11 protein-coding genes are annotated in these 12322 nt (G+C 56.3%); 6 read left to right on the top strand and 5 right to left on the bottom strand.

The genetic code is table 11. The annotated features are described in order from the left end of the window. Nucleotides 1-15: 15 nt before the first annotated feature. Nucleotides 16-1881: an amidohydrolase gene (locus LOY36_RS09405; protein WP_258673021.1), complete on the bottom strand. Its 1866-nt coding sequence runs from the start codon at nt 1879-1881 to the stop codon at nt 16-18. Between the two features lie 140 nt (nt 1882-2021). Beyond that, entirely contained in the window at nt 2022-3044 is a 1023-nt protein-coding gene (locus LOY36_RS09400; protein ID WP_258674160.1) for a helix-turn-helix transcriptional regulator, read from the bottom strand. A gap of 135 nt (nt 3045-3179) precedes the next feature. Here LOY36_RS09400 and LOY36_RS09395 point away from each other — a divergent pair, with 135 nt between their 5' ends. After that, nucleotides 3180-3470 carry a DUF3630 family protein gene (locus tag LOY36_RS09395; protein WP_258673020.1) on the top strand — a complete coding sequence of 97 codons (291 nt, stop codon included), beginning with the start codon at nt 3180-3182 and terminating at the stop codon, nt 3468-3470. A gap of 77 nt (nt 3471-3547) precedes the next feature. Here the strand turns inward: LOY36_RS09395 and LOY36_RS09390 are convergent, their stop codons facing one another. Together LOY36_RS09390 and ggt are read right to left on the bottom strand one after the other, a co-directional pair. Then, complete coding sequence (locus LOY36_RS09390) at nt 3548-4081, bottom strand: cysteine hydrolase family protein (protein ID WP_258673019.1); 534 nt, start codon at nt 4079-4081, stop codon at nt 3548-3550. 252 nt (nt 4082-4333) lie between these two features. After that, nucleotides 4334-6061: a gamma-glutamyltransferase gene (ggt, locus tag LOY36_RS09385; protein WP_086945328.1), complete on the bottom strand. Its 1728-nt coding sequence runs from the start codon at nt 6059-6061 to the stop codon at nt 4334-4336. Between the two features lie 152 nt (nt 6062-6213). Between ggt and LOY36_RS09380 the strand changes: the two genes are divergently transcribed. After that, complete coding sequence (locus tag LOY36_RS09380; RefSeq protein ID WP_096480759.1) at nt 6214-6729, top strand: methylated-DNA--[protein]-cysteine S-methyltransferase; 516 nt, start codon at nt 6214-6216, stop codon at nt 6727-6729. On the opposite strand, the gene LOY36_RS09375 is transcribed toward LOY36_RS09380, so the two are convergent. Continuing rightward, the gene (locus LOY36_RS09375; RefSeq protein ID WP_258673018.1) at nt 6730-8541 is read right to left on the bottom strand and encodes an ABC transporter ATP-binding protein; all 1812 of its coding nucleotides are present in this window, start codon (nt 8539-8541) and stop codon (nt 6730-6732) included. A 246-nt stretch (nt 8542-8787) separates the two neighbouring features. Here LOY36_RS09375 and LOY36_RS09370 point away from each other — a divergent pair, with 246 nt between their 5' ends. The 4 genes from LOY36_RS09370 (at nt 8788) to LOY36_RS09355 (ending at nt 12014) form a co-directional block, all read left to right on the top strand. Next, the gene (locus LOY36_RS09370) at nt 8788-9201 is read left to right on the top strand and encodes a VOC family protein (protein WP_258673017.1); all 414 of its coding nucleotides are present in this window, start codon (nt 8788-8790) and stop codon (nt 9199-9201) included. A gap of 609 nt (nt 9202-9810) precedes the next feature. Beyond that, entirely contained in the window at nt 9811-10539 is a 729-nt protein-coding gene (locus LOY36_RS09365) for a winged helix-turn-helix domain-containing protein (protein WP_019649509.1), read from the top strand. A 12-nt stretch (nt 10540-10551) separates the two neighbouring features. Continuing rightward, complete coding sequence (locus LOY36_RS09360) at nt 10552-11307, top strand: EAL domain-containing protein (RefSeq protein ID WP_258673016.1); 756 nt, start codon at nt 10552-10554, stop codon at nt 11305-11307. A 38-nt stretch (nt 11308-11345) separates the two neighbouring features. Further along, entirely contained in the window at nt 11346-12014 is a 669-nt protein-coding gene (locus LOY36_RS09355) for a winged helix-turn-helix domain-containing protein (protein ID WP_019649511.1), read from the top strand. Nucleotides 12015-12322 lie beyond the last annotated feature (308 nt).

Raw genomic sequence — 12322 nt, 5'->3', positions numbered from 1 at the left:
AGTAGACGCGTGCTTTTATTTTTGTTGTTCAGTAACGGCTACTTGAGTCGCCCGTTGTTCAAAACCAACGAACGGCGCCTTGGCCCATACGACCTTGCCGCCGACCACCGTCAGCAGCACGTCATTGCGGGCCAGTTCATCCTCGGGCACCTGCATGAAGTTCTTGTCCAGAACGATCACGTCAGCAAACTTACCCACTTCTATCGAGCCAACGACCGAGTCTAGTCGCAACTGCTCGGCAGCGTTCATCGTGATGCTTTTCAACACATCAGCGCGCGACAACGCCGGGGCAGCATTCAACCTGCCTGCATATTTTGGACCATAGCTGTGCGGGTTAAGCGGATCGCCTGAGCGAGTGACCCCAATCTTCAGCGCAAGGAATTCGTCGAGCGGGTCGACGGGCCAGTCGCTGCCATACGCCACCCGGCCACCGGCACGGCTGATACTGCCCGATGGCTCCATGCGGGCGAAGCGATCGACTCCCAGATGTTCGCTGGTGCCGTCGACCGTGGACGGCGCCTGCTGGGCCCACTGGAAGGACATGTTGGCAGTCACGTCGAGCGCCTTGAAGCGCCCATAGTCGGCGGGGTCCACCGACTCGGCGTGAGTAATGGTCGGACGAAAGCCATTGCCCGGCAGTTGCCGGCGCACGTATTCGATACCGTTCAACGAGTCACGCACTGCTCGGTCTCCGGTGGCGTGAAGGTGCGGATCGAGGCCGGCCTGGACCGCCTTCAGCAGCAGCGGATTGAGTACTTGCGCAGGAAAATACAGCTCGCCGACGTTGTTGCCTGATGTCCACTTGGGCGCGGCATCGGTGCCGGTATTGCGCAGGTACGGGGTCAACATCGCCCCGGTGTCCGCTGGCGCGTTGATGATGCCGTCCATGAACAATTTGACGTGGCGCATGCTCACCCCCGGCGCGACTTTGGCTTCGCCCTGATCGTAGGTGTTGGCCAATGCCTTGGCCTCGGCAATGGTCTTCGCCGGGTCTGCCGCGGCGGCGGCAGGGTCGAGTTTGATTGCCAGCAAGGCCCGTGCGGTCAACTCGCCCGACTGCTGCAAGGTGGTGAACGCTTTGCCATTTTCCGGCCCCGACAAGGCATCGAAGAAACTGGTAATGCCTTGCCGGCGCATGGCATCGAGCGCTGCGCGGGTCTGGTTGAGCTTCTCGGCGTCGGTGGCTGGCGGCACCACGGCGGCCATGGCATCGGCGGCACCGTCTTCGCAGATCCCGGTCGGGTTGCCGGCGCTGTCACGCACGTACTTGCCATCCCCCGGATTGGTCGTGTGCCTGTTGATGCCAGCGACCGCCAGGCCGCGGGAGTTTGTCAGCACGGAGTGGAAATCGGTGGAGCGGACCTGGATCGGGCGAGTGGTCTTGAGCGCGTCCAGCGTTGATTTGTCGGGATCGCCGTCAAGCCCGGTCATGCCCATGCGGTCCCAGCTGCCCACTTCAAGCCAGACATCCGGGCCTTTGTCCTTGTCGGCATCCAGACATGCCTGAATGGTTTGCTGGAAAACCTTACGGGTCATCGTCTGGTATTTCAGGTCGCACAAGGTCATGGCGCGACCGCCGTCCCCCGGGTGCATGTGTGCATCGACGAAGCCGGGCATCAACATGCGTCCCGCCAGATCAATCAGTTGTGTCTGCGTGCCGATGTACGCGGCAACCCCTTCATCGCTGCCCACGTAAACGATCTTCCCACCCGTGACGGCAATCGCCTGCTGCACGGAGTTCTTGCCATCGACGGTGTAGACATAGCCGTTACGCATCACCATGTCAGCCGGTGTCGAACCGTGTGTCTGACACCCCACCAGCGCCATGCAAGAAAATGCCGTTGTCGTCGCAACGGCCATAAACAACCGGGAAAGTTTCAACTGCCTCACCTCTGTTTTTATAGTTCTGGAAGTGGCCCGAACGAACTGCCGCAAGCCCCTGATATGCAGGGCACACGATATAGAGCGCAGCGGTTGGATGGACCTCTGCAAATGAGGAGGGTGAGGCAACTTGACCGCACCTAATCGCGACGCGCTGCATCCGCAAACGAGGTCGGCGAACGCAGCACGGAACCCAGCTCCACCTTGCTCTTCACGCCGAGCTGCAGGTAGCAGTTGCGCAGGTAGGTGCGCACCGTCGCGGGACTCAAGGCAAGGATTTTGGCAATCTCCTTGTAGGAATGACCGGCGGCGAACAGCATCGCTGCCGTCCGCTCGCGAGGCGCAAGCACCGCTCCCCGCGACTGAGCTTCGAGTGACAGGATGACGTGCTCGGCGTTAGGGCTCAGTGTCAGTGCACAGCGGCCCAGGCGCATCACGCAGGGTGCCTTTGGCAGTTGCGCGATCACCTGCGCGGGAAGCATTGAACCGCCCCACCCTGGCAACTCACGCTCAATCGCTGCGCACAGCGTGGCCCCCACGTACAGCAGGCTGCCGTCCATGCGCGCGACGCCAAAGTCAGACGCCCCGTTGCCCGTATCGAAGCGGATCATGTCCTGCACCTGAAATCGCCAGAGCTGCAACAGATGGTCGCAGAATGCCGAAAACAGCTCCGCCTCACTGTCGTTGAACGCCGGAGCTTCAATGCCTCGGTAGAGACAGACGAAGAACATCAAGCCGCTTTCGGGTAACTCGAAAGTGATGCACATCAGGTGGTAGAGGGCGTGGCGCCGAGCGAACGCGTCCACTTCTACATCGGGGTCGGTGAACCCGCTGTCACGCACGACCTCACCGGGTCGGCTCAGGGTGTCATGGGAAAATCTGTCGCTGCCCGCACTCTTGTGCCATTCGGCGGCAAACGACTCGGGCAGATTGATTCGCCCGTGCATCCAGCTTCTGGGCGGAGCATCAACGTCCGACGCGGACATCTCACCCCACCAGGCGGAAGCGAAGGGCAGCAGTTCACGGAATGCCTGCAGGCCTTCGGCGATGAACCCGGATGCACCGCGATCCCGAGCAAGGCGACCAAGGTGCAACACGCAATGATTGAATGCTCTCAGCGTTGCCATCGACATCTTGGCGCCGACCTCATCACCCTCCTCCATCGTACTGATCTCACTCGCTGCATGGCCTGTCATTTTGACCATGCCATAGGCGCGGTAATGGCGTCCAGCTCCTGGCTCGCTCGCCACAAATCTCGCAGGAAGCGTAAAGTCACGTTCATTCTCAAGGAGTAAAACATGACTGATCCGTCGCCCCCGCCATCACGGGAAATTTATCTCTCGCAGACATCCGACCGGGATTTGTTCAATCGCATCGCCAGTGAATTGGCACGAGGGCTGGGCGGAACCTGGACGGCACAGATCAATGGGTTGGACCAGCGTTATTGGGATCTGGCCGTCGAGGGGCAGACGATTACGCTGCATCTGGAACACTACCTGGGGATCATGCTGCTGGTGGGGGACGCGGATCCGGACTGGATTGCGTCGGAGCGTTTTCAGGCGGTGGTACGGCGGCTACAAGCGGATTGAACAAAGAACGGGCGCCATGATCGGCACCCGTTTTATTTGAAGCGAGAGGGAAATACATCCAGTAACCACCGATGCTTTCAGATATTAATTTCGCTGGCCCGCACGACATCGATCCGCGCCACGGAACCGGTCAGATGCGCCAGATCCTTGTTGTGTTCGGTGATGATGTCTTCGGCGCTCATCGTGCCATTGTCGATCGTGGAATGAGCATCGGACGCCAGCACCACGTCGTAGCCTCGCGATAATGCCTCGCGGACCGTGGCGTTGACGCAGTAATCGGTTTGCAGGCCGCAGATAATCAGGCGGTCGACGTCCAGCTCTTGCAGATGTTCATGCAGGTGGGTCTGGTAGAACGAATCCGGAGTGGTTTTGCGCACGCGCAGGTCTTTGGGTGACGTCTTCAGGCCGTCGGCCAGTTGCCAGCCTTCGGCGCCGTATTGCAGCAGGTCGCCCTCTTCTTCGTGCTGGATCAGGATGACCGGAATATTGGCGGCTCGGGCTTTGGTGCTGAGGCCGTTGATGGTTTCGATGACGCGCTGGATGTCGAAGCATTCATACTCGCCGGTGCACAGCGCGCGTTGGACATCGATGATCAGGAGTGCGGTGCTCATGGCTTCCTTCCTTAGACAGGTCGCTGGAACGATGGATTTCAACTCCCTTCTAGCCTATGTAGCCGGTGTAGCAGCTGTCGAGCTTGCGAGGCTGCGTTCGAGCGCGTAGCGCTCGCCATATCAGCGAATGCGGTTTGCCCGAATGAACGTGGCTAACCGACTTTACGACTGCTACGCAGCCTCGCGGGCTCGGCAGCTGCTACCCGGGATCGAGGCCACCCAGGGAGTCGGGGTGGCCGATGATCGCCTGTTTCAGTAACCGAGCGACAGCCCGGTATTGCGCCGTGGATCGTTCGCCCCATAGAAGCGGTTCTTGCCCACAGGTTTGCCTTCCAGCGAAGGCGCACCTACCAGAATAGCTGCAATATGGTTGGGGTCCTGCGGGCCGGCAAACTTGTGCCCCCAACTTTCGAGCATCTTCTTGGTGTCCGGACTGGTGGCGAAGTTCTCCAGGTTGGTTTCCTCCGGCAGCCATTGCTGGTGGAAACGCGGCGCATCCACCGCTTCCTGGATGTTCATGCCGTAGTCGATCACGTTGAGGATGGTCAGCAAGGTTGCGGTGATGATGCGACTGCCACCGGGGGTGCCAACGACCATGACGACTTTGCCATCCTTGGTGACGATGGTCGGGCTCATGGACGACAGCGGTGCCTTGCCAGGGGCGATGGCATTCGCTTCGCCCTGCACCAGGCCGTACATGTTAGGCACGCCGATTTTCGAGGTGAAGTCGTCCATTTCGTCATTAAGGATGACCCCGGTTTTGCTCGCCATCACGCCGGCACCGAACCAGTCGTTGAGGGTGTAGGTCACCGACACCGCGTTGCCCCATTTGTCGACGATCGAGTAATGGGTGGTGTTGCTGCCTTCGTGAGGCGCTACGCCGGGTTTGAGTTCGCGGGACACGCCGGCCTTTTGCGGATCGATGGCAGCGCGGATTTTGGTCGCGTAGTTTTTATCCAGCAAATGGGCGATCGGATTTTTCACGAAGTCCGGGTCGCCGAGGTAGCTGTTGCGGTCCACATACGCGTGGCGCATCGCTTCGATCTGGTAGTGCATGGCCTGCGCCGAGCGGTAGCCGAGGTCTTTCATCGGGTAGCCGTCGAGGATGTTCATGATCTCGCAGATCACCACCCCGCCGGAGCTTGGCGGCGGCGCCGAGACCACGTGGTAGCCGCGGTAGTCGCACTCAATGGGTGCCAGTTCGCGGGTCTGGTATTTGTCGAGGTCGGCCTGGGTAATGATGCCCTTGTTGGCCTGACTGGAGGTGACGATGGCGTCGGCCACCCAGCCTTTATAGAAACCGTCGGCGCCCTTTTCGGAAATTTCCCGCAGGGTTTTGCTCAGGTCTTTTTGTACGAGTTTCTGGCCGACCTGCATCGGCTCGCCATTGCTCAGGAAGATCGAGCCCGAGTCGCGCATGTCTTTCTTGAAGACGTCTGTGGCGTACTCCAGCAAATCGACATCGCCCTGCTCCAGCACAAAACCGTCTTCGGCAAGCTTGATCGCCGGGGCGATCACTTCCTTGCGGGGTTTGGTGCCGAATTTCTTCAGCGCCAGCTCCATGCCAGACACAGTGCCCGGCACGCCGACGGCCAAGTGGCCGCGGGTGCTGAGATCAGGGATGACGTTGCCCTGCTTGTCGAGGTACATGTCGGCCGTGGCGGCCAGCGGCGCTTTTTCACGGAAGTCGAGGAAGGTCTTGCGCCCGTCCGCCAATTGAATCGTCATGAAACCGCCGCCGCCCAGGTTGCCTGCAGCGGGGTACACCACCGCCAGCGCATAACCCACCGCAACCGCTGCATCGACGGCGTTGCCGCCATTCTTGAGGACATCGACGCCGACGTGGCTGGCCAGATGCTGGGCGGTGACGACCATGCCGTTTTCGGCCGCGACCGGGGCGACGGAGGCCGCATGAGCCATCAGGCAGCTCAGCGCCAATGAGGTCGCCATGAGCGATTTGGCAAAAGGTTCAAACTTCATGGGTCGGTCTCTTTTTTGTTTTTAGGCTCTGTGGAAAAACAGAGGGAACGGTTCAAAAGCACTTGGCAAGTATGGCTGCAATTGCGTATTGCGCCTCCCCGGCGAGGCAGTATGCTGGGCCCCTGTTCAGCACGTGTGCGGAGTCCGCCGGCATGACCTACACCTTCACCACCCTGGCGTCGCCGGTCGGCGAGTTGAAACTGGTCGCGAAAGGCACCCGTCTGGCGGCCATCCTCTGGGAAAACGACAAACCCGGCCGGGTAAGACTGGGGCCGATGAGTGAAGCGGCGGACAACCCGATCCTGATACGCGCCGCACAACAGTTGCGGGAATACTTTGCCGGCACGCGTAATCATTTCGAGCTGGAACTGGACTTTGCCGGGACGGATTTTCAGAAGCAGGTGTGGCAGGCGTTGCTGACGATTCCGTTTGGCGAGACGCGCAGCTATAGCGAAATAGCCCGACAGATCGGAAATCCCAGCGCGGTTCGGGCGGTGGGTGCGGCCAACGGCAAAAATCCAATATCGATCGTCGCGCCGTGTCATCGGGTGATCGGGGCGTCGGGGAAATTGACGGGGTTTGCCGGGGGGCTTGAGGCGAAAGAGCGGTTGCTGACGCTGGAGGGCTGTGAATGGTCGGGGGCCGGCAGGATGGGTGATTTGTTTTGATTATCGATAACCACGAGCCTGCACGTTGAACAACTGCGCATAACGCCCACCCGCCGCGACCAGGCTGTCGTGATCACCCCGCTCAAGGATCGACCCCTGGTCCAGCACGATGATGTGGTCGGCATTGCGCACACTGGAGAAGCGGTGAGAAATCAGCAACGTCATGCGCCCTTCAGTGTGTTGGCTGAAATGCTCGAACACCGCAGCCTCCGCTGCCGGATCCAGGGCCGAGGTCGGTTCGTCCAGGATCAGGATATCGGCGTCGCGGCGCATGTAGGCGCGAGACAAGGCGATCTTTTGCCATTGCCCACCGGACAGTTCCTGTCCACCGGCAAACCACCGCCCCAATTGCGTGGCGTAACCACGATCCAGACGCTCGATGAAGGACGCAGCCATACCCTCGGCGGCCGCTTGCTGCCAACGGGTTTCATCGTTGAACGCCAGGGTGTCGCCCACACCAATGTTCTCGCCGACGGAGAACTGGTAGCGAATGTAGTCCTGGAAGATCACGCCGATGCGCCGTCTCAGCGCCTCTTCTTCCCAAGCCTGCAAATCACTGCCATCTAACAGAATGCGGCCCTGATCAGGGCGATACAGCCGAGTCAGCAACTTGATCAGCGTGGTTTTGCCCGAGCCGTTTTCCCCCACCAGCGCAACACTGTGTCCGGGCAACAGATGCAGATCGATGCCCTGCAAAGCAGCGCGGCTCGCCCCCGGATAACGGAAACCGACACTCTCGAAACGCAACCCATCGCCGGGCACCGCACCCACTGTAAGGCTTCCGGCATCGGCCACCACCGGTTCGGCCAGATACTCATAGAGGCTCGACAGGTAAAGACCATCCTCATAGAGACCGCTGATCGCGCTCAAGCTGCTGCTCACCGCCGTCTGCCCTTGCTTGAACAGCACCAGGTACATGGTCATTTGCCCGAGGCTGATGCTGCCGTGAACGGTATCGACCACGACCCACGCATAAGCCAGATAAAACGCCGCGGTGCCCAGCAGTCCCAGCACAAATCCCCAGCCATCGCGACGCAATGTCAGGCGCCGGTCTTCGGCGTAGAGACGAGCAAACGTGTCCCGATAACGCTGCAACAACAGCGGCGCGAAGCCGAACAGCTTCACCTCTTTGATGTAGCCCTCATGGGAGAGCAGTGTCTCGATGTAGTTCTGCTGCCGACTCTCCGGCGCCCGGCGCGTGAACAGCCGAAAGGCATCCCCAGAAAAGTGCGCTTCGGCAAAGAACACCGGCAACGCCCCGACCACCAGCAGTACCAGCGCCCAGGGCGAAAAATGCACCAGCAACACGCCAAAGCTGATCAACACGATCAGGTTCTGGATCAGCCCCAGCGACTTCATCACCAGCGCCAATGGCCGGGTCGATGCCTCGCGCCGCACCCGAACCAGCTTGTCGTAGAACTCGGAGTTCTCGAACTGCACCAACGATAACGTCTGGGCCTTCTCCAGAATCATCGTGTTGACCTTCTGCCCCAACTGCACCCGCAACAGCGACTGCTGCACCGACAGCGCACGCTGCGTCCCGGACAGCAACGCAAGCACGCCCGCTTCAAACAGCACATAGCGCACGACCGGCCACAACGGTGCGCTGCCCTGTTGCGCGTGCAACTGCATCGCGGTCACTACCGCGTCGACAATCCGCTGCCCCAACCAGGCTGCCAGTGCCGGCAGCACACCAGCGATCAGCGTCGCCAGCACCAACCCCAGAAACAGCCCGCGGGACGTACCCCAGACCAACAACAAGGCACGCCTCGCCTGATCGAGCAAAGAGGCGAAACGGGTAAGGACAGGCATGGGCGATGGACTCGGTGGCGGATGTAAAGGGGCGCTGCAGGTCATACTGTATGGGGAATGAGCGACGCCCGCTTTACGTGGATATGAGGCGATAAGCCTCGCCTCGCCCATAGGAAAAACATCTAAAAAAGTATCGTCGCTCACCACGTTTTAGCGCTTTGCTATGAGGAGTCAATGCCTATCGGGATTGGAAGACGAACCTGAACGTCCAACCAATGTGCCCCACTCCATCACCGGAAGCAGAACATGAAAATCAACCCCTACCTGATCTTCAACGGCGACTGCCAGGATGCCTTCAACTTCTACGCCAAAAGCCTGCCTGGCAAGATCGAAGTCATGATGACCTTCGGCGAAACTCCGGCTCGCGACCATGTGCCAGCGGACTGCCACAACCTGATCATTCATACGCGCCTGTTGGTCGGGGATCAGTCGATCATGGGGTCGGATACCACACCCGATCGCCCTAGCGCCGGCATGAGTGGCTGTTCGGTGTCGTTGAATGTCGACAGTGTCGTTGAGGCAGAGCGAGTGTTTGCGGCATTGGCGCAAGGCGGGAGTATTCAGATGCCATTGGAGACGACGTTCTGGGCGGCACGCTTCGGGATGCTGGTCGATCGATTTGGCGTGTCATGGATGATTAATTGCGAAAAAGACCAATGAACGGATCTCCCGCTTAGACTAATACTTTAGTATAATGGCCATTTAACATCAATCTTGGCTTTTTGTATTCAATCACTAGACGGAATAACTACACTGTTCACAAAATCAGCTCTTGACATAAAATATTACAAATATAATGTAAAAGGAGTCAATTAATATACCCCCCGCTCGAATTTGCCCTAAAAAGAGGCGACAGTTGAACTGGCGCCTTTCGAGCGCGCACCCAAACTGCCATAGAACACCGTGGAATATCCTTATAAATCAACTCCAGAAATCAAAAATGCGGACTTCCGCACAATTTATACGCAAGACTTCTCTGTGATGCCTCGTTCTGTAGCCCGATCCGCGGATCAGCCACGCTTCAGTGTTGATCATAGAAAAGTCAACCTAGAGGGCCTAGTCCGACGCAAAGGCGCTCACCAACTAAATCGGATATCAAAAAATCAAATTGGCTAAAGCCTCCTCAGTTGGCTATGTCATTGATTCAACTGAAACTACTGGCAATGGAATGGCACCTGCTGACAAGCTCAAAATGTTATAAAAAGTCAGATAATTTCAGTATTTTGTGTATTAAGATTGCAACGCCAGCACATATGAGTAATTTGCACGATGAGTACTGAGAGCAAGATCGAAAATAGCCAGAGGGGTATTCTCGCTATTGGGCGCACTTGGCGCTCGGCAGAGAAACTTCGACAGTTATTTGCACCCAATCTCACGCATATATATACATTAGATTACACAAACCCATTAAACCCAGATAGCGAAACTCAAGCCCACGATGCCGTACTAATCGACATTGAAAGCCCTTCTATACTTAATGACTGCCTGGCGCTCATCAAGAAATTACGTACGAGCCCAACAGAACGGTCCATTATCGTTGCAATCAATTTTCGCGCTCCGCAAACCAAAATTGAATGTTACCTGGCCGGTGCAGATCATTGTATCAATGTACCTAACGACCAGGATGAAAAAGCCAGGTTAATTTCAGAGTTACTCGAAACACCTGAATGGCAGCCCGCCATTAAGTTGACCCTGGACCAAACATGCCTGCACTTATACAACGATGAGTTCAAACTGGATCTGGCTTATCAGGAAATGAAAGCCCTGGATGCGCTTATCAATGCAGAAGGTAATATCCTGCACCATGATTCCATGGCCGAATCCATGGGTTTGAATATCAAGCTCTATGACTCACGTGTTCTGGAGAAATCCATAAGCCGACTTCGAAACAAAATCAAAAAGCACTTCGGCATTAACATTATTCATAGTGTTCGCGGTTATGGCTATCGATTGCTTCGAGGAGTCGTTTCAGTAAAGCAAGCAAACTTTCATTCTTAAAGGGACTAAACGATGGAGTCCAGCAGGCAATATACCGTGCAAGATAACTTCGCAATGGTTTTCTTCAGGCAATCAATTCTCAAGCGAAACGATGAATTGTTCGGCAGTGAGATTTATGCCAAAGCGACCAAACAACAGACACCTCTGAACAAGGGGTATCAGCCATTGCATCCCGATCACCCGCTGGCGATTTATCGTGAAGTACTGATGCGGATCCAATTAAATGCCCTTTCACAGATCGAGGCCACGTCGTCCCCATCCGTACAGACACCCAATAAATTGTTCGTGACCATGAACCAATCCGCGTTATTGGATAAAGCGTTCATCCGAGAACTGAACGACGCTCAAACGACACTCAAGAAGCATGAACAACAGTTAATCCCCAGCATTAACGGCAGTTCGCTCCTTTCGTTCAATCTCAAAGAAAAAAGAACCATTATCAATCACATTCATTTATTGAAGGACAACGGGATCGAGATCGCTTTCGATGGCTATGACTTAAGCGATGACAGCGCTGAAAAACTGATCAGCCCGAAGCTGTTTGATTACATAAAAGTGGACCTGACCCGGTCCAATTTCGACATCATGGTCGATAACAGTCAGGACTTTTTCAACAGGTCTTACGACTGTCTGAGCAGCATGATCCATGACAGCAAGATCAGATTCATTGCGGACCGGGTCGAGCACAAAGCACTGCACACACTGGCCCGCAGCATGCCTTTCGATTTTTTCCAGGGGAGGTACTACTCGCCTACCGAGGTTATTTAAGCTTAAAAAATTTCACCAAACTAGGAAGGAGCCTTATTGTGAATACGCCAAACAACAGCTTTCTAATTTTCACCCGAGATCAACTGGCACGACAAGCTATAGAATCGCTTCTCGCACAACGCCTGCATCTATCTTTTGAAATCGAATCTGGCAAACTCAGCAGCGAACGCATCCGAAAGAGTCGATTCACGCACATCCTGCTCGACCAGGCCGATATATCGCTGAGCGATGTCAGCTTTATCCGCAAAAATCAAAAAGATGCGGAAATCATACTCATTACTCCCAACTCGGAGCATTCAGAACTTCATCACTTCTCGCACTTCGGGGTTGATGGCTTTCTCAAGAAACCGGTGGCAGACGAAGAGTTCATCTCTGCAGTCAGCCGGATTAAAGAGTCGCAGGGTAACCCCGACATCTGGTGGTTTAATGCCGACGACAGAACATTAATCAAGGAAGATATAACCATCCCATTGACCGGCACCGAATCGTTAATGCTCACCCAACTGGTCATCAGTGATCGACGGGTACTCAGCAAGAACGATCTTATTCTACGCATCGATAAAGACCCGGAGAATTACAGCGGCCTTGAAATGTGCTTGAGCCGACTGCAGAAAAAATTCAAGACTGCCGCCAACGGGGAACGCCTGATTCGCTCGGTCAGAAACCGTGGTTATTGCCTGGCACAAAGGATCAGAATCGCATACTGAGAGAGATCGCAAAAACAATAATAATAAATGCGATTTTCCGACCCGCCCGATACCGCTTGACTGCCTAACCACCTCACCTCGTACTTCCCGCCGCCTGTCCCTCGCACATATTTCTCTCCATAGTTCCTGCCCATCTCCCTCCCCATGGCATGGCGGGCAAGCGCTTATCGGAATGCTGCAATTTTATAGACGATTTAGTGATGCCCTCCAAATAAAAGAGCACGACCTTTTATAACAGGGGCGCTGGAAGTGGCACCCGTTATAATTCGTCAGACACCCACAAAGATTAAGGTACTAGTATAAAAACC

The sequence above is a fragment of the Pseudomonas sp. B21-019 genome (assembly GCF_024749225.1).
Lineage (GTDB): Bacteria > Pseudomonadota > Gammaproteobacteria > Pseudomonadales > Pseudomonadaceae > Aquipseudomonas.
The sequence above is the reverse complement of the archived record's forward strand: the minus strand, read 5'-3'. Positions and strand labels throughout refer to the sequence as shown.